Genomic DNA, 19136 nt, shown 5'->3' on the forward strand with positions numbered 1-19136 from the left:
ATTCAAGCGATGATGTAAGGTAACATTTTTTAATAAAAGACCAGGCTATTCTATTTTTGGTACTTTTCCTTGTTCATTCAAAATTCCTTCCATTTTTAAATGAGTGATTACAGGCTTATTTTCCATACGAACTAAACTCACATGATCAAAAGCCATAGAGTCCTGTGGATTTTGACTTCCCCCAGTAGTGCCCAAAATAGTATAGCTCTGTCCTTTTCGGATTTGGTTTGAAAAGGAGTGGAAATGCCCGTTGATTACAGTATACTCTCGGTCGGCCAATACATCCTCCAAGGGCCCGAGTCCTTTTTCGTCCTGGCGCATCCAAAGTGGTTTGTGCATTAGCACGAACGTCCATTTTACATCTGGATTATCCTTTAACACTTTTGTAAAGTAATCCAATTGAGCTTGGCTCATCCCACCTATTCTGCGTTCTGGCATGTTGTAATACTCCGATTCTTCATAGGTGCCCTCAATTTCGCCATTAATGATTTTTAACGCTGTGGCCCGGGCTTTATAGATTTCCATCATACGTTTTTCTTCATAATCTTCGGAATCCATCATCAAAAACAAAACATCTTTGTATATAAAATGATAGTAGCGAGGACCGAAACGGTTTTTCCAGAACTCTCGCATTGTAGGGTTGGTGAGGTCGTGGTTACCACCCAAATGAAAGAAGGGCATATTTAGTTTAGCGGTGCGGTCATCAAATGAATCCCATTCTTTGGTAAGCTGCTCTTTATCTTCTGTGCCGCCATCTATCAAATCCCCCACACTGAGTACAAAAGTGGGGTCGAGCATGTTCAATTGTTGTACTGCGGTGGCGTAAACCCCTTCTCTTTCTCCTCCATTGAGGTCGGAAATAATGGCAAACGTAAAATCATCTTCTGTAGTTTCGAAGGTCTCGCTGGTCCAAGGTTTGGGCCCTGTGTTTACATCGTGAACAAACTTTGAAACTTCTTTTTTAAGTGTGGGTTCTTCGTTTTGCTTACATCCGGATAAGGCTAATAAGGCTAAGAAAAAGAAATAAAGACTTTTCATAATCGATAATGTTATTTAATGGGTACCCAAAACTCTTCTTCAGATTCGGGGTGTTCTCCCTTGTATTTAGCTCCCATTAGGGCAAAGTAAGGTCTGTCATCCATTTCATATTCTGAATTTGGAAGCCAATCACTATAAATATACCTGAAAGTTTCCATAGCTTCGCTTGGTTTTCCTTGGTATGGGAAAACGGCATACAATCCTTCTGGAATGGTTAAGCTTTGCATGCCCTTTGGTATTTCATCAATTTCCAATACGGCAATGGCCACCCATTTTTCAAATGCCTGGGTGGGGTTGAAATTTTGAAAAAAGGAAGTGTTGGGATATATCTCAACGGAATAGAGATCATCGTTCAGGGAATGTTTGATTTCCTTTTTTCTGGGGGAAAAGCTTTGCCAAAGGTCAAACGTGTTGTTGTCTGCGAAGGAGGTGATTGATTTTTTGCCGACCAACAAGGTTGGGGGTAGGGTTTGTATTCTTGGGGCAATCATAATTAATGTATCCCTAATTTATCCATGGTTTCTTGTCTGATATTCTCTGGAGCAATTTTCACTCCAGGTTGCGACCCATAGATTTGATATCCATATTCAACACCATATATCCTATCGACGAGCATTCTGGCAGGGGTCGGTTTGAGTTCTTCTTTTTTTACCGCATCCAAAATAACCGGAAGGTATCGTTTCATGGTTTCAATATCGGAATGCTGTATCATTAACCACATCACACTAGCAAATTTCCCTCCGACCACACTTCGTCCAATATATTTATTATGGTTTTGGTAAATGGAATCGATTACTTTTATGTTTTGGTGACTTACCTCAATCAATTTTTCATCAGAAACACCGGGAATACGGACACTTTGATCTTTTATTTCCAGTTCGGCCATTAATTGGGTCAAATCTTTATCAAGGTTGTTTTGTGTAATGTAGGTTTTGATGTCAAATGAGTTTTTTTGAACATTTAAGGGGCCACATTCTTCAAGAAGATCATCATAGGTCTCTTGCAAGTGTAAGTACAAACTCGAGTCATATTTTAATTCATCAAGCCATTCGCAACCTTTTTCTTGTTGAATCATTTTTTTTAAAGCAAGGATAATTCCTTCTTCTGACTCTTTCAATCGATACAGTGCAATTGCAATGTTCCAATAATCCAACGCATTAAAGTTTTCCACTTTTCCTTTTGTGGCGCGTTGGGTAGACTCCAAACTTGCCTTTGCCAAAGCGATGTCATAATCTGTTACCTTTTCCCGTTGAACAATGTCCATAGATAGCACTTCACTTTCAAAATCTGACATTTCTTCTGTTTGTGATAGGCAAAGCAGCGGAATGAATAAAAGCGTGAATTTTGAAATTAGTTGCATAATAGTTTGTGATTGGAACCCTTTTAAAGATAGTGAATTAAGCTATAAAGGTTGGCTAAAAAACATAATTCAATTGCACCCCGCCAAAATAATTACGTGCATTTCCTGGGTAATAATACCTGGGTTGTGCTCCCCCAAAACCAACGGCATTGATCAGTACGGACTGTGCATAATTACTGTCAAAAATATTGTTGATTCCCGCATTCAGACCTAAACTGATATGCGAAGAAAGCGAAGTGCGATAGCCTAATTTGGCATGGAACACGTTAAAGGAATCACTACTGATGGAATTGGCATCCGTCAAAGGAATTTCATCCACAAACTGATGGGTCAGATTGAGCAGCAGTCCGTTAGTATGCCTTAAATCAATACCCGAGCTTAACCGATGTTTTGGCACTCCCGTGAGCGGATTTCCCGAATAATCGTTGTCGCCGTCCACAAAATCCACAAAACTATGGTCGTTCAATGTGTAGCTTAGATAAGGAGAAAAGGTGAGCGTTCTTGACAACTGCTCTTGATATTGAAGGTCTAGTTCCAACCCTTGATGACGGGTTTCTCCCGCATTTCTGCCAATATATTGGTCCTCTCCCACACGTTGCGCCACCAGTAGGTTTTTCACGTTCATTCGGTACAAGGTAATGTTGGTTGATAAGCTTTTATTAAATAGCGACCATTCAGTGCCCAATTCATAATTGGCTCCCGTTTCTTGTGCAATATCTGGGTTGATGACGCCATTGGGAGTCAATGTTTCTTCCAAACTGGGATTGGAAAAACCCTTACTGATGTTCGCATAGATCTTTCCGTTTTTTAATTGGTAGTTGAGTCCAAGATTTGGTAGCAATATGGCATCAAAATCACGTTCCGCAGAAGCGTTGGCTTCGCCTTGATTGAACAAATCCCTGAAATCATAATTGGTCTTGTTCAAATTAAGACCCAATTGGGCGGAAAACTTTGTTGTAATGGGGTAGGTAAGCGTACCAAAAAGATTGAACTGTTTTCTAAACTCCGTATTGTCGCTCAGTTGATTCCCTTGCAAGCTGCCATTGCCATCATTTTCTTCGTACAGGTTTTCAAAAGTGCCCCAATGGTATTCATCTTTATAGAATTCGCCGCCAAAAGTAAACTGTGCCTCGCCCCAATTGCCTGTAAATCGACTTCTAAAACCGAATCCGTTGGTAAATTCATCCAGAATGTTAAAAGGTCTTGGTTCATAGTGGTCTAAATAAGTATAAAAGATACTAGTGGTATTTTGAAGGTGTTCCGAAAATTGATAGGTGTGCGAGAGCCCCGTCAAAATATAGTTGTTGGCCTCAAAGCCCTGGGATTCCAACCAATTTGATGGTGCGCGGGTAGGGTCTTCTTCAAAATCGGTTTGGTTGATGGAACTTGGAATATGAGCTGTATAGTCGATATAATTTACCAAAAGTGCCACACTGCTTTTTTGTCCCGTTCGGAACCGGGTGTTCAGCAACAAGCCATCGCGCTGAAACTGACTGTTCTGTCGGTATCCATCGGTTTCCAGGTGGTTGTAGCTAAGGGATAGATTAAAACCATCTTCCGAATGGGAGAATGTTAAGTTGTCCTTCAGCATATTGTACGAACCCATCGTAAATGAATTGATAAGCAGGGTCTTGTCTTCTACGGATGCCTTGGTATCCAGCAAAATGGCGCCTCCCAGATTAGAGCCATAGGCGGTGGCTTTTGGACCTTTTATGAACTCTACGGCACCCAAATTCTCAAAATCGTAGGCCTCGATAGTGGAGGAGCCAGTGCCATTGGTCACAGGGATACCGTTAAAGTACATACGTAACTTGTTGGTACCATAGGGAGTTCTTGCGCCGATACCGCGGATAGTGATTCGGTTGGTGTTGATGGCTCCTGATAGAATATATACCCCCGAAATTTGGTTTATTGCAGATGGGATATCCGTAGGGTTGAACCGCTCAAAAGTCCTTCCGGCTATTTTTGAAGAAGATGTAATACCCGTAGCTTTTTTGGGAATGGCATCTTGGGTGATGATGACTTCTTCCAATTGTGTTATGGAATCTTTTCGGGTGTCCTGTGCTAGTATTTGTAGTGCAGATAAAAATGTAAAAAGCAGGGGGAATACTTTAAATCTAAAATTCATTAAAATGATTTTTCTAGTTCGTTTAATAGGGTTTCGGTATTCTTGATAGTTGCAAATTCGTCTTTTAAGTTGGCCAGTTCTGAGTGAAAAATGACCTCGGCACTGTATGGGTTGCCATCATATCCGATTTTATCAAAGGCCGCAGTGGCATCGGAAACCAAAGTAACATCAAAACCTAAGTTTGAGGCCATCCGAACAGAACTGGAAATGCAGTGCTCAATGGTTAGTCCTGCGATAACCAAATCAGTAATGTTTTGAGCTTTTAACCTACTTTCCAAATGCGTTCCGATAAAAGCGTTGTTTACATTTTTTTCAAACACGGGTTCGTTGATCATTGGCTCTACTGCGGGGTGAAAATTGTTTCCTATTTTACTAGGGTGGAGCGGTGAACCAAGTTCGGTGGAATTATGTTTTACATGAAAAACAGGAAATTGATTCTCCCTGAAAAATTGCAATAACCTACCACAATTTTCTTCGGCTTCGGGGTTGTTTCGCTCCGTACCGTAGTATGCTATTTCTTGGAGACCAAGTTGGGTGTCAATTAGGACAAGAGCGGTCATGGAGTTAAATTTTGACCTAAAATTACGGGAAAACTTCTAGAAAGCAGACTATGATTCTTTTCCTTGATGCATCCATTGACAAATTCAATTTTAGGGAGCCGTTCACAATAGCTATTTTTGAACAAATTTGAGCGCATGAAAATTGTATCCTACAATGTAAATGGAATACGAGCCGCCCTAAAGAAAGGGTTTGTGGAGTGGTTGCAATCGGTTGGTCCCGATGTGGTCTGTTTGCAAGAGACCAAGGCGATGGAAGAACAGGTGGACACCTCTGTTTTTGAAGAAGCCGGTTATTCCCACAATTACTGGTTCAGTGCCCAGAAAAAAGGATATAGCGGAGTGGCGTTACTTTGTAAGAATGAGCCTGATAACGTGGAATTGGGAACAGGTATAGATTATATGGACCATGAGGGTAGAAATATCCGTGCCGACTTTGGAGATCTTTCTGTAATGAGTATGTACCTGCCCTCTGGCACCAATATGGACCGTCTGGATTTTAAGCTCACCTATATGGGCGATTTTCAAAAATATTCGGAAGAGCTGCGAAAAGAACGTCCCAATCTTATTATTTGCGGAGATTACAATATATGTCACGAAGCAATCGATATCCATGACCCGGTCCGCAACAAAAATGTATCGGGATTTTTACCCGTGGAGCGGGAATGGATTGACAATTTTATGAAAAGTGGTTTTATCGATAGCTTCAGACATTTCAACAAAAAACCCGATAATTATACGTGGTGGAGTTACAGAGCCAATGCCAGGGCAAACAATAAAGGCTGGCGTTTGGATTATGGAATGGTGGCCGAGCCCTTGGAAGATAGGTTAAAACGTTCCGTAATTCTGTCCGAAGCAAAACACAGCGATCATTGCCCCATTTTATTGGAAGTTGAGAAATAACATTGGCTTAAAAGCCGATGTTTTTGTTTCAGTACCTTTAACCGTCCTAAACTGTAAAAGATGAAATACACCAGAATTCCACATACCGATGTCAGAATATCCAAAATTTGTTTGGGAACTATGACCTGGGGCCGCCAGAACAATGAAGATGAAGCTCACGAACAAATGGATTATGCCTTGGACCAAGGGGTCAACTTTTTTGATACGGCCGAACTGTATCCTGTACCGGCCAAAAAGGAATTGTATGCCGTTACCGAAGAGCTTATTGGAAATTGGTTTAAAAAAACAGGAAATCGCGATAAGGTTGTATTGGCCTCTAAAATAGCGGGACCAGGGCATGCCGGCAAGCATATCCGTAGCACTGGGTTCAGTAAGGACTCCATCACCAGTGCGGTGGAGGGCAGTTTAAAACGTCTCCAAACAGATTATATCGATTTATACCAACTCCATTGGCCAGAAAGGAACACCAATTATTTTGGACAACGGGGATACAATGCCCATGCTGTTGATGTTTGGGATGATAACATCCACCAAGTATTGGAAACCCTTCGTGATTTAATTGCCGAAGGCAAAATTCGTCACGTAGGACTGTCTAACGAAACACCATGGGGCACTATGCGTTTTTTGGAAGAAAGCAAAGTGCACCAATCCCTTCCCCGTATGCGTACCATCCAAAACCCCTACAGTTTACTGTGTCGCCTTTTTGAAGTAGGGCTTTCTGAAGTTTCGATGCGTGAACAGGTAGGCTTACTGGCCTACTCCCCGCTTGGGTTTGGTGTGTTGAGCGGAAAATACCTTTCCGAAGTCCCTCCCAGAAAAGCAAGGGTAACGTTGTTTCCCAATTATAACAGATATAGTGGAGATACCGCCGTGCAAGCTACAGAGAAGTATGCCCAATTGGCCAAAGAACACGGTTTGAGCATGGCGCAGATGGCCTTGGCCTTTGTAAACACCCGGCCATTCCTTACCAGTAATATTATTGGAGCGACAAGTATGGAACAGCTTAAGGAAAATATTGACAGTATCAATGTGGAACTTTCTGATGAGGTCTTAAAAGGAATTGAGGAAATACACAAAGTGATTCCAAATCCCGCACCTTAAATTATTCTAAAGCGTACGCTCGGTATTCATCGCCAGAGGCAGTACCCATTTTCCCGCCCCCGCAGGAAATTACCAGGTATTGTTTGCCATCAACTTGATAGGTAATGGGTGTAGCATACCCTCCAGCCGGAAGTTGATCTTCCCATAGTTGTTTGCCTGTCTTCATGTTGAACGCACGGATTTTCTCATCCTTGGTCGCTGCAATAAAAAGCACTCCACCTTTGGTGATGACAGGGCCGCCATAATTTTCCAATCCTGAAACAGGAACATTGGGGTCATCCAAACTTTCTTCATGACCCAAGGGCACTGTCCATAAATATTCACCTGTGTTAAGATCAATGGCATTTAGGGTTCCCCATGGCGGTTTTACCACAGGATAACCCCTATCATCTTTGAAACGGGCAAAACTGGCTACGGAATAAGGCACATCAACTTTTAGTTTTTCCACTCTATGGTCTTTGACCTCTTCCATATCCAATATAAAGTCTGTAATGGCATTGTTCTCTTCTTCTGAAAGATTGGGCATGCCAGGCATGGCACCACGCCCTTTTTGAATAATGGCTTTTATGGAGTCGGATTCCAATCGCAATTTCACATTTTGAAGTTCAGGGATTCCATTCAAGCCTTGTAACTCGCCACCGTGGCATCTAGCACAATGAATTTGAGCCAAGCTTTGTCCTACGCTGGATCCTTCATCATCTCCGCCAACTTCTTTCATTTTAATGATCCAAGCCATTTCATTGGCATTCACGTACATCACCCCGTCCCTAGGGTCGAGCGCCGCTCCGCCCCATTCGGCACCACCGTCGGCACCTGGGAATAGAATTACTCCCGTAGTATCCATCGGGATAAACTGCCCTTTTGATGTAATGGATTTAAATTTTTCCAAAACGGTTGGATTGTCCTCGGTTTCATTCCCTTGAACCAAATCATCAACAAAGGCAGTTCGATTTGGAGCATATAGGTCATCCTCTTTCAAAATTTGACGTGCAAACGGTGCTGGTTTTAAGGGTAATGGCTGGGTTTCAAATGCTTTTTCGCCAAGCAGTGTGGAACTTGGATAGGTTTTTTCTTCAATAGGGAACAAGGGTTCTCCCGTAATTCGGTTGAATACAAATACGTGGCCACTTTTAGTGACCTGTGCCACAGCTGGAATGGTTTGTCCGTCCCTAACAATTTCCACCAAGTTGGGAGGTGCGGGCAAATCTCGGTCCCAAATATCGTGGTGTACCATTTGAAAATGCCAAATACGCTCTCCAGTATTGGCGTTCAGCGCCAAAAGGGAATTGGCAAAGAGGTTGGAGCCTTCGCGGTCGCCTCCATACCAATCAAAAGCGGCCGAACCTGTAGGGATGTAAACAATACCTTGCTCATTGTCCAAAGCCATACCGGGCCAACTGTTGGCACCACCAACTTTTTTATAGGCTTCGGCGGGCCAAGTATCGTAACCAAATTCTCCCGGTTGTGGAATAGTATGGAATGTCCATAAAATTTCGCCTGTGAGCACATCATATGCCCTAATATGGCCAGGGGAGGAACCTGGCCCTTCACCAACTCGGGTACCTTGAATGAGTATATTTTTAAAAACTGCTCCAGGGGTGTTTGACACTACCGACAGTTTATTGGGGTCCCTGCCCAAATCATCTCGTAGGTCAATGCTACCGTTGTTCCCAAAAGAGGAAATGGGCTCGCCAGTTTCAATATTGATGGCGTAGAGTTTTGGTCCAGAGGAGAAAAAGATGCGGCTAGGTTCCTCGCCATCCGATTCCCAATAATTTAATCCGCGGTTGAGCCCCAAGCCCGATTCATCCTTGGCTTTGGGTAAAAATTTCCAGATTTCTTTACCTGTTTTCGCGTTTATGGCGAATAATTCAATGGCTGCATTAACGCCATAGACGGTATTGCCTACCATTAAAGGACTGGTCTGTATTTGGGTTGTTCTCCCTTCTTGTAGTCCTCCACTTTTATAGCTCCAAGCCAGTTTTAATTGTGAAACATTGGAAGTATCGATTTGATCTAGATTGGAAAAGTGAGTGCGTTCGGGGTCCCCCAAATAATGTTCCCAAGTAGTAAAATAGGGTTTGTCAGTTGTATTTGGATTGGAACAGGACGCGATTGTGGCAAAAGAAAGAAAAAGGAAATATCTTTTCATGTGGAGTTTGAAAGTTTATGAATTGAGTATTTATAATCAACTATGGTATTGTGTCTCTTCGAGTCTTTCGACTACGCTCAAGATGAACTTAAGTCGAGAAGTTATTAAACCCAACGTTTTAAAAATGAGGTCTCGCATCTCGACTGCGCTCGATATGACCGCTTGACCTGACAACTTTTTGTTTTTAAGCAATCAGATTTTTAAATATAGAAAGAAACCATCAAAAAGGAGGCTTATCCGAATAGGTGAGCGATTACATCTTCAATTTTTGAGACTTTCTGAATCTGAATACCTGTCTTTTTTAAACCGATTTTATTGTTTTTGGATACAAATATGGTTGAGAAACCCAATTTTTCAGCTTCAAGAATACGTTGGTCTACACGTTGCACGGGTCTTATTTCACCGGCAAGCCCTACTTCGGCGGCGAAACAGACGCCTTTTTCAATGGGAATGTCCGAGTTGCTGGATAGGATGGCAGCCATAACGGCCAAATCTATTGCGGGATCATCCACGGAGATTCCGCCGGTAATGTTCAAGAAAACATCTTTTGCCCCCAATTTAAAACCTGCGCGTTTTTCCAAAACGGCCAAGAGCATGTTCAATCTTTTGGCATTGAATCCTGTGGCTGAACGTTGCGGTGTGCCATAAACAGCGGTGCTCACCAAAGCTTGAATCTCGATCAGCAAGGGCCGCATCCCTTCTACGGTGGCGGCGATGGCGGTTCCGCTGAGGTCTTCATCATTTTTAGAGATCAACACTTCGGATGGGTTGTTCACTTCGCGCAAGCCGCTTCCCTGCATTTCGTAAATGCCCAGCTCGGCGGTTGAACCGAATCGGTTTTTGAGGGAACGAAGAATACGATACACGTAATTACGATCACCTTCAAACTGAAGAACCGTATCCACCATATGTTCCAGAATCTTGGGGCCTGCAATGGTGCCATCTTTGGTAATGTGACCCACCAAAATAACGGGGGTATGGCTTTCCTTTGCGAATTTGATGAGTTCGGCAGTGCTTTCTCGGATTTGTGAAATGCTTCCTGCTGCAGATTCGATATAATCGGTGTGCAGCGTTTGAATGGAATCGATGACCACCAAATCAGGCTCAATAGTGGAAATCTGCTGAAAAATATTCTGTGTTTTGGTCTCGGTAAGGATGTAGCAATTCTCGCTGTTCGGCTGAATACGATTGGCACGCATTTTTATTTGCCTTTGACTTTCTTCGCCGGAAACATATAGGATTTTATAGGGTAGCTTCAAAGCAATCTGAAGCAACAGCGTACTTTTTCCGATGCCCGGTTCCCCGCCCAACAAGGTCAGCGAGCCCGGCACCAGTCCACCGCCCAACACGCGATTGAACTCTTGGTCCAAAGTGTCAAGTCTGAGTTCTTTTTCTTGTGTGATTTCGGAAACCCGAAGGGGTTTGTTGGCCTGTTTGGCAACCTTATCGGTTTTCCAACTTTTTTTGTCCTCTTTTTGGACCACTTCTTCAACAATGGTATTCCATTCCTTGCAAGAGGAACATTGCCCGATCCACTTGGGAAATTGGGTTCCACAGTTTTGACAAAAAAATGCTGTTTTGGTCTTGGCCATTCAAACTAAATGAGGGGCCTAAGATATGGATTTAGATGATGGATTGGATATTTGGATGGTTAGATAGTTGGATTTTTAGAAAGGAAATCATCTAACAATCCAATAATCTAGAAATCCAAAATACTAATAGCCAAAGTCTGCTTTAAGGGCATCGATTTTTTGGAGGGCCAAATCCTTGGTCAAAAAGTCGATTTCCTCCAATTGGAACGCTTTTTCGAAGGTTTTGAACGCTTTTTTGGGCTCTCCAATAAATTCATAGTACTCTGCTTCAAAGTAAAAGCCCATCATGGTATCGGGATATTCTTTTTTGCAAAGGTCGGCCAGAGGTTCTAGCGACTCGTAGTCTTCCTTTTTGAGGCAAGCGGCATAAATAGCCATAATATCGTTGAGTTCCACAGGTTTTTCGAACCCGAATAGATCTTTTATGGTTTGGTATCGGTTCTCCAAATAACTGAAAACGGGTTCTTCGGAAGTCAAAATATCTGATTTATATTCTGCAGGGGTGATGGGTCTGTAAATCCGAAAAACGTTGTCAAAAGCTTTACTTATCCCATAAGCTGCAATGGAGGTATGGTCGGCATTTTCGTACTCATCAAAAAAGTAATGCAAGGATTCTTTATCGATGGATTCGATGCTGAGGTTCATTTGCAGAATACGTTGTCTGTCGTCCGAGGCTTGTTTCTCCACAATCAAATTGTAAAAGATGGTCTGGTCCAGTTCGGACAAACGGGCGGGGACCCTGCTCTCCATTTCTGTGGCCAAAACGGGTGAAATACTGATATATGAATTGAAAAGTGAACGCTCTTTGAACAAAAAGTAGTTTCCGAAATTAGCGGTAATGTCGTACCCAACAAACATTTTGAAGGGAGCTATGTTATAACTGGTTTCTAAATATGGAATGATTTCGGTTCCCAAAAATTCGAAAAACATTTTACCTTTTTCGGTGGGCAAACCTGATACTTCATCGTAGGCGCAATCTTCCCATCTCAAATCATTTTCCAATTGGCCAATACCGACCACAATGGCTTCGGGCATGCGATCGAACCTACTTTGGAATTTTACATTGGCCACAACAAGGTCAAATAAATGTTCGGCATCCAAAACCACGATCAAGGGATATGATTTTTCTTCAGTATAATCTGCTGGGAAATAATAGGAGACATCTCTTCGCTCTTGTAGTTTGAACGATTCAAAGATTTCTTTTTTTACTTGAGCACCTAGGTTCAAGCACGTAAAGCCTATCAGTAGCAATAGACATTTTTTCATTGGTTAAGATTTAGGCGGCTGGGGCTTACCGATTTCTATTCAATAACGGTAATACAATAAAGGATATTGTGCCAAAAACTACAACCATTGCGGTTTGAGAAATCCACATGATCCATCCAAAGGCATCTCCGGATACCGAGCTTATTCCAAAAATCCCGAGCGCGGCACTAACCGCTATTGGATAAAGCCCGATTCCTCCATTGGTGGTGGACATGGCAAAGGCTCCGGCTACAAACGCCACCAAGAGTTCGCTAACCGATAGGGAAAGGGTTTCGACAACTGTGTGCTTTATCACCCAAAACATTCCAATGTAAGCGATCCAAATAAAGATGGTGTGGAATACAAAGGGCCATTTGTTCTTCATTTTGAAAACACTCAGCACGCCATCAATGAGACCGTTTAGAAATGTTTTCACCTTGTTTGCAAAGGGCGATTTTGATTTTCTGATGATAAATGAGCCGATAAAAAGCCCTAGAAGACCAATGGCCAAAATTGCTACAGTTCCTATAATGCTTATTCCTTTCTCCTCTAGAAAAGCAAGAATTATATCGGTTTGCAATAAGAGTGTTGTGGTTAAAATCAGTAATAGCATTAACAGATCAATGACCCGTTCTGTTACGATGGTTCCAAAACCTTTTTCAAAAGGGACGCCTTCGTAAGTGGTAAGTGCGGTCGCCCTCAGAAATTCACCAGATCTAGGTATCCCCAAATTGGCAAAATAAGCCATAAGCACTATAAAAATGCTATTGATGAACTTTGGACGGTACCCCAATGGCCTTAATAAGTATTTCCAACGAACGGCCCTGGAGATATGACTTAGAATTCCGAGAATAATCGACATACCTACCCAAAATGGGCTGGCATTGGAAATGTAGTGGATGATTTGCTTTCGCTCGTCGGGTGTGGTAGAATTATAGGAATACCAAACCAAAAAGAGCCCAAAAGCAATGGGTACAAACAGTTTAAGGAATTTTTTAAGGGATTTGCCCAAAATTTACTTGAGTAGATTGGTCTTCTCGTTCGGGAAAACCAATGCTGGATTAAATGTTTTAGCCTCTTCGATATCCATCCAACCGTATGTAATAAGGATCAATACGTCACCCACCGCTACTTTTCTGGCAGCGGCACCGTTTAGGGTCAGTTCTCCCGAACCTCTGGGGCCTGGAATGGCATAAGTTTCCAACCGCTCACCGTTGTTATTGTTCACGATCTGCACTTTTTCGCCCCTAATGATATTGGCGGCATCCATCAGGTCTTCGTCTATGGTAATACTACCTATATAGTTAAGGTCTGCTCCGGTAACTTTTACACGGTGAATTTTAGATTTTACGACTTCTACTTGCATGGTGCAAAACTATCAATTCAATCTTAGATTATCAATTAAGCGCACGCCGTCTGCATAAACGGCAATAAATGCCCTATATTTTTGGTTGTCCTGTATTTTTAAAGCTGGAGTCAATGTGTTCTCGTCGGCAATTTCGAAATATTCCAGGTCAAATAAAGGATGTTGTTCAAATTCGGATTTTGCCCAATCCTTTATATCCACAGCACTTTTCGTGCCAAATTTGGCTTTGGCAGCTTGTAGCGTAGTATGTATAAAACCAGCTTGTGCACGGGTGTTTTTTGATAGTCTTTCGTTGCGTGAACTCATGGCCAAACCATTCTGTTCCCTTTCGATGGGACAACCGATAATGGCAAAGGGCAAATCTTTGATTTCGGCCATTTTTCGGATAATCTGTAATTGCTGAAAATCTTTTTCACCAAAATAGGCTCGGTCGGGGGCTACGGTTCTAAGTAAAAGCTCCACAATGGTTCCGACTCCATCAAAATGACCACTCCTGAACTCCCCTTCCATTACTTTATCCAATCCATCAAACTCGTAGGACTCGGAGATGACCTTGCCTTGATAGATTTCATCGACCGTGGGGGCAAAGACCACAATATTGTCCGAAACCTGTTTCAAAAGTTCAATATCCTTCTCAAAAGTGCGCGGATATTTCTCGAGATCATCTTTTTTGTCGAATTGTGTTGGGTTCACAAAAATGCTTACGACTACCAAATCATTTTCTGAGAGCGCTTTTTTTGCCAGAGAGATATGACCCGTATGAAGAGCGCCCATAGTGGGCACTAGACCAATGGAGTGGTCTTTTTTGCGTTGCTCCATTATGAAGCTGTTTAGTTCTTTTTTACGGTCGAATATCTCCATAAACATAGTACAAAAGGGTGCAAAAATACTATAAATACTGCTAATCAGCATAATTTTTGTACTTTTGCAGCTATGTTTTTCAGATAAACAAAAGAAAGTGTTTATGAATGGTAAAAAGGTATTGTTTGTATCTTCTGAATTAGTTCCCTACCTCCCAGAGAACCCTGTTTCCTTAATGTCTTACGAAGCGCCTAGAATGGTGAACAGTAACGGTGGCCAAATACGCATATTTATGCCAAGGTATGGAAATATCAACGAAAGAAGGCATCAATTACATGAGGTCATACGTTTGTCGGGAATGAACCTGGTGATCAACGACATGGATATGCCCCTTATCATAAAGGTAGCATCCATTCCAAAGGAGCGAATCCAAGTCTATTTTATAGACAACGACGAATACTTTAAAAGAAAGGCCACCTTTACCGATGCTGATGGAAACTTGTTTCCGGATAACGACGAGCGCGCCATTTTCTTTGCCAAAGGAGTAGTGGAAACGGTAAAAAAACTGAATTGGTCCCCGGACATTATCCATGTGCATGGCTGGATGGCTTCCATGGTGCCACTTTACCTGAGAAAGTACTATGCAGATGAGCCATTGTTCTCCGAAAGTAGAATAGTGACATCTGTTTATGGTAAAGATTTTGAAGGTGAGCTGGACAGTACCATGATAGATAAAATTGCATTTGACGGTATAGATAAGGAAGATATTTCCTCACTTTCCAAGCCCGAGTATAATAATTTGTTAAAGGTTGCCGTAAATCATTCTGATGCCGTTATTTTAGCCGCGGAAGATTTGTCGGATGACCTAAAAAGCCACATAGACAATCTTTCCGTTCCGGTATTGCCCTACGTTTCCCTTCAGGAAGCAGAAGAGGCGTACACAAATTTCTATAATACAGAGGTTTTAAAATAGATTGAATGAGATTTTCCAAGATTTTCAAAGTTTCAGCGCTGGTTGGAACTTTGTTTTTACTAATTGCCTCATGTGAAAGTGAATTGGACGCTTTAACGATTGGCGAAGGTGTTATTGATGGGGAGCCGTTTACGACCGGCAAGATAGAATACGATGTTTTCACCTACAACAAGGGCATCACAGCGGTACAGACCAATAGACTTCCTTTGTACCAATTGGGGATTTTTAATGACCCCATTTATGGACAAAGAAAGGCTAGTATCATTTCACAACTTTCATTGCCAAATACTTCTCCAGAATTCGGCGACCTTAGCCAAGCAGAGGAAGATGAGGCCGATAACGACCAAGAGAACGAAACCGTAAAAGAGGTCATACTGTTCATTCCTTTTCAAACGGCCCCATCCCCCGATTCAGATGGCGATGGTATTCCGGATGAGTTGGAAAGCGGGGAGGATGCGGATGATCCAAATTCTGATTTTGACGGTGACGGGGTTACCGATAATCAAGAACGGATAATAGGATCGGACCCTTACAACCCCGATGAAGACGGTACAGGAGATGATTTTGTTTCCAATATATACCCAAATAGGTTTGATTTGGACAGTATTTATGGGGATAGGGAACAAACATTTGATATCGTAGTTTCAAGATCCAATTACTTTCTTCGTGATTTAGATCCAAATTCCAACTTTGAAGAAGCCCAAGAGTATTATTCCAATCAGGATTTTTCCGGATTTATAGGAGAGGAACTCACCATAGAGGGTCAGAAAACCGTGGTTATTGATGATACGGAAAAGCTTGTTTATGCAGAGGACGACCCAGATACTGATGATGTGGATGAGTCTCAAACTGTGGTGGATTCAAGGATTCCCCCTGGCATACGGGTGCCATTGAACCCAGATTTTTTCCAACAAAATATTTTGGATAAAGAAGGTCAGGCTGAATTATTGAGTCAATCCAACTTTAAAAACTTTTTAAGGGGAGTCCATTTAACGGGAACAGATATGGATGAATTGATGTTCTTGCTCGATTTGACCGAGGCCAACATTACCATTACCTACGAGTACGACGATATTGACCCTGAGACCGAGGAGAAGGTAACTGCAGAAAGGGACTTTGTATTGAGCTTTTTATCAGGTAGCTCCCAATCTGGAATTTCTGGAAATGCAGTCAATGTTTTTGAGAACGAAATTTTACCAACAAATGTCGCAAGTGCGGTGGACAATGGAGAAAATGCTTCCAGAATATATGTAAAAGGAGGGGCAACCCTTGCAGAGGTGCTTCTTTTTGAAGATGTGGAGAATGGAGGGGCTGAAATAATCAATCAAATTAAGCAAAACAATTGGGTGATCAACGAGGCCAATTTAGTGTTCTATGTAGATCGTGAAGCTTTGGATGCCTCCGTAGTGGAGCCGCCAAGACTTTATTTGTACAATGCAGAAACCAATTTTCCATTATATGACATCTCCAACGAATCCGTAACTCCCAACACAAGCACAAACCCTTTAAGGTATTACCCTAATCACGATGGATTGTTGGAACGGGAAAATGATTTGGGCGTAAAGTACACCGTTCGAATTACGGAGCATATCAACAATATTATAGTGCGGGACTCCGCAAATGCCAAATTAGGCCTAACATTGACTCCTAACATCAATTTGGCGGCTATTCAAGAAGCGATAGGGTCGGATATGCAGGGTGTAAACTATCCATTAGGTGCTGCTATGAGTCCTCTGGGAACTGTACTGTACGGCAGTAATGTAGATCCTCCCAATGAAGCTAAGAAGTTGAAATTGGAAATTTATTATACGGAACCCAATTAAAATCTTGGATTTATCGTGGTTTTTTGAACGTTCATCGGTTTAAATAACTATTAGTGCCTATTTTAACAGATACCTTTTTAAATTTGATGACAAACCCCCAAATAGTTATTGTTAATTAAAATAAGCTTATGTGTGGAATAGTTGGTTACATTGGTCATAGAGATGCATACCCTGTTATCATTAAAGGTCTTCAAAGACTGGAGTATAGAGGGTACGATAGTGCTGGAGTTACCTTATTTGACGGGGAGAACATTCATCTTGCCAAAACAAAGGGAAAAGTCGAAGATTTAAAAAGCAAGGCCGAAGCTTCCATTCCCACTAAAGGAAAATTAGGCCTAGGCCATACAAGATGGGCTACCCATGGGGTTCCGAATGACGTAAACTCCCATCCGCATTACTCCAATTCGGGTGATTTGGTGATTATCCACAATGGTATTATAGAAAACTATGAGTCCATCAAACAAGCACTGATAAAAAGGGGCTATACTTTTGAGTCGGATACGGATACTGAAGTGCTCATCAATCTCATTGAAGAAGTTAAGAAAAAAGAAGGGGTGAAATTAGGGCAAGCAGTACAAATTGCATTGAATCAAGTTGTGGGTGCTTACGCCATCGCTGTTTTTGACAAAAACAAACCTGATGAAATCGTGGTCGCCAAATTGGGAAGCCCGCTTGCCATCGGAATCGGGGAAAACGAATATTTTATTGCCTCGGATGCCTCACCGTTTATAGAATTCACCAACAATGCCGTGTATTTGGAAGATGAAGAAATGGCCATTGTGAGAATCGGTAAGGAAATCAAACTGCGTAAAATCAAGGATGATTCCATCGCTTACCCCAATATTTTAGAGCTAAAGCTTAATCTAGAAGAAATAGAGAAGGGTGGTTACGACCATTTTATGCTCAAGGAAATCTTTGAGCAGCCCAAAGCCATTTTAGATACCTACCGGGGGCGTTTGCTCGCAGACCAAGGGATAATTAAAATGTCCGGTATTGATCAGAATCTGGAAAAATTTCTCAACGCGAATAGGATTATAATTGTAGCCTGTGGTACATCGTGGCATGCTGGCTTGGTAGCCGAATATATTTTTGAGGATTTGGCCAGGATTCCGGTTGAGGTGGAGTATGCCTCGGAATTCAGGTATCGAAACCCTGTAATTGGTGAAAATGATGTTTTGATAGCCATTTCTCAATCAGGTGAAACCGCGGATACCTTGGCGGCCATTAAATTGGCAAAAGAAAAAGGGGCATTTGTCTTTGGTGTTTGTAATGTGGTAGGTTCTTCCATTGCAAGGGAAACCCATGCAGGAGCATACACCCATGCAGGACCGGAAATTGGTGTGGCTTCGACCAAGGCATTTACAACACAGATTACCGTGCTGACCATGATTGCGCTGAAATTGGCACAAGAAAAAGGAACCCTGTCCCAGTCCAAGTATCACGAATATTTGGCAGAATTGGAAGCAGTGCCCGCCAAAGTGGAAAAAGCATTGCTGTCCAATGCACTGGTTGAAGAAATATCAGAAACTTATAAAGATTCCTCTAACTGTTTATATTTGGGTAGAGGGTATAATTTCCCTGTAGCTTTGGAGGGTGCATTAAAGTTAAAGGAAATCAGCTATATCCACGCAGAAGGCTATCCCGCAGCCGAGATGAAGCACGGCCCCATCGCTTTGATCGATGAGCAAATGCCCGTTGTGGTAATCGCCACCAAAAAAGGGCACTACGAAAAAGTAGTGAGCAATATCCAAGAAATCAAGTCCAGAAAAGGAAAAATAATAGCTATAGTAACCGAGGGCGATAAAACTGTAAAGGAACTGGCAGACCACGTAATTGAGGTGCCTGAGACTTCAGAAAGTCTATCACCCTTACTTACAACCATCCCTTTGCAGTTGTTGTCCTACCATATTGCGGTAATGAGGGGTTGTAATGTAGATCAGCCTAGAAATTTGGCAAAATCGGTTACCGTCGAGTAATCTTCTCAAAACATATAATTTTACCCAAAAGGTGCTGTTTTCAGCACCTTTTTTATTGAAAACGTAGATTTAAATACTTTTTTTTGCCAAAAAAGTATTATGCATGCATAATTTTTTTCAA

General features: G+C 42.0%; 16 protein-coding genes. 5 read left to right on the top strand and 11 right to left on the bottom strand.

What is annotated here, in order from left to right; all coding sequences use genetic code 11:
* Nucleotides 1-45: 45 nt before the first annotated feature.
* Genes J4E06_RS03865 through J4E06_RS03885 form a run of 5 tightly spaced genes read right to left on the bottom strand, consistent with a single transcriptional unit; the run spans nucleotide 46 to nucleotide 5086 of the window.
* The gene (locus tag J4E06_RS03865; RefSeq protein WP_349522726.1) at nucleotides 46-1038 is read right to left on the bottom strand and encodes a metallophosphoesterase family protein; all 993 of its coding nucleotides are present in this window, start codon (nucleotides 1036-1038) and stop codon (nucleotides 46-48) included.
* Between the two features lie 11 nt (nucleotides 1039-1049).
* Entirely contained in the window at nucleotides 1050-1529 is a 480-nt protein-coding gene (locus J4E06_RS03870) for a GyrI-like domain-containing protein (RefSeq protein ID WP_349522727.1), read from the bottom strand.
* 2 nt (nucleotides 1530-1531) lie between these two features.
* Nucleotides 1532-2398 carry a hypothetical protein gene (locus J4E06_RS03875; RefSeq protein WP_349522728.1) on the bottom strand — a complete coding sequence of 289 codons (867 nt, stop codon included), beginning with the start codon at nucleotides 2396-2398 and terminating at the stop codon, nucleotides 1532-1534.
* Nucleotides 2399-2453: 55 nt separating this feature from the next.
* Nucleotides 2454-4526 carry a TonB-dependent receptor family protein gene (locus J4E06_RS03880; RefSeq protein WP_349522729.1) on the bottom strand — a complete coding sequence of 691 codons (2073 nt, stop codon included), beginning with the start codon at nucleotides 4524-4526 and terminating at the stop codon, nucleotides 2454-2456.
* The gene (locus J4E06_RS03885; protein ID WP_349522730.1) at nucleotides 4526-5086 is read right to left on the bottom strand and encodes a cysteine hydrolase family protein; all 561 of its coding nucleotides are present in this window, start codon (nucleotides 5084-5086) and stop codon (nucleotides 4526-4528) included. The genes J4E06_RS03880 and J4E06_RS03885 overlap by 1 nt, the downstream gene beginning before the upstream one ends.
* 135 nt (nucleotides 5087-5221) lie before the next feature.
* On the opposite strand from J4E06_RS03885, the gene J4E06_RS03890 reads away from it, so the two are divergent.
* Both J4E06_RS03890 and J4E06_RS03895 read left to right on the top strand, forming a co-directional pair.
* A complete protein-coding gene (locus J4E06_RS03890) occupies nucleotides 5222-5986 on the top strand; it encodes an exodeoxyribonuclease III (RefSeq protein ID WP_349522731.1) in 765 nt (254 codons plus the stop codon).
* Between the two features lie 60 nt (nucleotides 5987-6046).
* Nucleotides 6047-7087, top strand: coding sequence for an NADP(H)-dependent aldo-keto reductase (locus J4E06_RS03895; RefSeq protein WP_349522732.1), 1041 nt, complete (start codon nucleotides 6047-6049; stop codon nucleotides 7085-7087).
* A gap of 1 nt (nucleotide 7088) precedes the next feature.
* Here J4E06_RS03895 and J4E06_RS03900 read toward each other — a convergent pair whose 3' ends face one another.
* From J4E06_RS03900 to panC, 6 genes are all read right to left on the bottom strand, one after another.
* Nucleotides 7089-9239: an outer membrane protein assembly factor BamB family protein gene (locus J4E06_RS03900; protein ID WP_349522733.1), complete on the bottom strand. Its 2151-nt coding sequence runs from the start codon at nucleotides 9237-9239 to the stop codon at nucleotides 7089-7091.
* A gap of 233 nt (nucleotides 9240-9472) precedes the next feature.
* Complete coding sequence (gene radA / locus J4E06_RS03905) at nucleotides 9473-10831, bottom strand: DNA repair protein RadA (RefSeq protein WP_349522734.1); 1359 nt, start codon at nucleotides 10829-10831, stop codon at nucleotides 9473-9475.
* Between the two features lie 123 nt (nucleotides 10832-10954).
* Complete coding sequence (locus J4E06_RS03910; protein ID WP_349522735.1) at nucleotides 10955-12097, bottom strand: alpha/beta hydrolase; 1143 nt, start codon at nucleotides 12095-12097, stop codon at nucleotides 10955-10957.
* A gap of 25 nt (nucleotides 12098-12122) precedes the next feature.
* Nucleotides 12123-13088, bottom strand: coding sequence for a lysylphosphatidylglycerol synthase transmembrane domain-containing protein (locus J4E06_RS03915; protein ID WP_349522736.1), 966 nt, complete (start codon nucleotides 13086-13088; stop codon nucleotides 12123-12125).
* Between the two features lie 3 nt (nucleotides 13089-13091).
* Nucleotides 13092-13442 (bottom strand): aspartate 1-decarboxylase, encoded by a 351-nt coding sequence (gene panD / locus J4E06_RS03920; protein ID WP_349522737.1) that lies wholly within the window; start codon nucleotides 13440-13442, stop codon nucleotides 13092-13094.
* Between the two features lie 12 nt (nucleotides 13443-13454).
* A complete protein-coding gene (gene panC, locus J4E06_RS03925; RefSeq protein ID WP_349523032.1) occupies nucleotides 13455-14303 on the bottom strand; it encodes a pantoate--beta-alanine ligase in 849 nt (282 codons plus the stop codon).
* Nucleotides 14304-14406: 103 nt separating this feature from the next.
* Between panC and J4E06_RS03930 the strand changes: the two genes are divergently transcribed.
* The 3 genes from J4E06_RS03930 to glmS all read left to right on the top strand — a co-directional run bounded on the left by J4E06_RS03930 (nucleotide 14407) and on the right by glmS (nucleotide 19015).
* The gene (locus J4E06_RS03930) at nucleotides 14407-15216 is read left to right on the top strand and encodes a glycogen/starch synthase (RefSeq protein WP_349522738.1); all 810 of its coding nucleotides are present in this window, start codon (nucleotides 14407-14409) and stop codon (nucleotides 15214-15216) included.
* 5 nt (nucleotides 15217-15221) lie between these two features.
* Entirely contained in the window at nucleotides 15222-17039 is a 1818-nt protein-coding gene (locus tag J4E06_RS03935; protein ID WP_349522739.1) for a DUF4270 domain-containing protein, read from the top strand.
* Nucleotides 17040-17167: 128 nt separating this feature from the next.
* The gene (glmS, locus tag J4E06_RS03940) at nucleotides 17168-19015 is read left to right on the top strand and encodes a glutamine--fructose-6-phosphate transaminase (isomerizing) (RefSeq protein ID WP_349522740.1); all 1848 of its coding nucleotides are present in this window, start codon (nucleotides 17168-17170) and stop codon (nucleotides 19013-19015) included.
* The last annotated feature ends 121 nt before the right edge of the window (nucleotides 19016-19136 follow it).

Origin of the sequence: Allomuricauda sp. NFXS6 (genome assembly GCF_040148835.1) — a bacterium.
Lineage (GTDB): Bacteria > Bacteroidota > Bacteroidia > Flavobacteriales > Flavobacteriaceae > Flagellimonas.

Coding starts and splice junctions, on each gene's coding strand:
- J4E06_RS03865 (WP_349522726.1), bottom strand. CDS start 1,038: ATGAAAAGTCTTTATTTCTTTTTCTTAGCCTTATTAGCCTTATCCGGA.
- J4E06_RS03870 (WP_349522727.1), bottom strand. CDS start 1,529: ATGATTGCCCCAAGAATACAAACCCTACCCCCAACCTTGTTGGTCGGC.
- J4E06_RS03875 (WP_349522728.1), bottom strand. CDS start 2,398: ATGCAACTAATTTCAAAATTCACGCTTTTATTCATTCCGCTGCTTTGC.
- J4E06_RS03880 (WP_349522729.1), bottom strand. CDS start 4,526: ATGAATTTTAGATTTAAAGTATTCCCCCTGCTTTTTACATTTTTATCT.
- J4E06_RS03885 (WP_349522730.1), bottom strand. CDS start 5,086: ATGACCGCTCTTGTCCTAATTGACACCCAACTTGGTCTCCAAGAAATA.
- J4E06_RS03890 (WP_349522731.1), top strand. CDS start 5,222: ATGAAAATTGTATCCTACAATGTAAATGGAATACGAGCCGCCCTAAAG.
- J4E06_RS03895 (WP_349522732.1), top strand. CDS start 6,047: ATGAAATACACCAGAATTCCACATACCGATGTCAGAATATCCAAAATT.
- J4E06_RS03900 (WP_349522733.1), bottom strand. CDS start 9,239: ATGAAAAGATATTTCCTTTTTCTTTCTTTTGCCACAATCGCGTCCTGT.
- radA (WP_349522734.1), bottom strand. CDS start 10,831: ATGGCCAAGACCAAAACAGCATTTTTTTGTCAAAACTGTGGAACCCAA.
- J4E06_RS03910 (WP_349522735.1), bottom strand. CDS start 12,097: ATGAAAAAATGTCTATTGCTACTGATAGGCTTTACGTGCTTGAACCTA.
- panD (WP_349522737.1), bottom strand. CDS start 13,442: ATGCAAGTAGAAGTCGTAAAATCTAAAATTCACCGTGTAAAAGTTACC.
- panC (WP_349523032.1), bottom strand. CDS start 14,303: ATGGAGATATTCGACCGTAAAAAAGAACTAAACAGCTTCATAATGGAG.
- J4E06_RS03930 (WP_349522738.1), top strand. CDS start 14,407: ATGAATGGTAAAAAGGTATTGTTTGTATCTTCTGAATTAGTTCCCTAC.
- J4E06_RS03935 (WP_349522739.1), top strand. CDS start 15,222: ATGAGATTTTCCAAGATTTTCAAAGTTTCAGCGCTGGTTGGAACTTTG.
- glmS (WP_349522740.1), top strand. CDS start 17,168: ATGTGTGGAATAGTTGGTTACATTGGTCATAGAGATGCATACCCTGTT.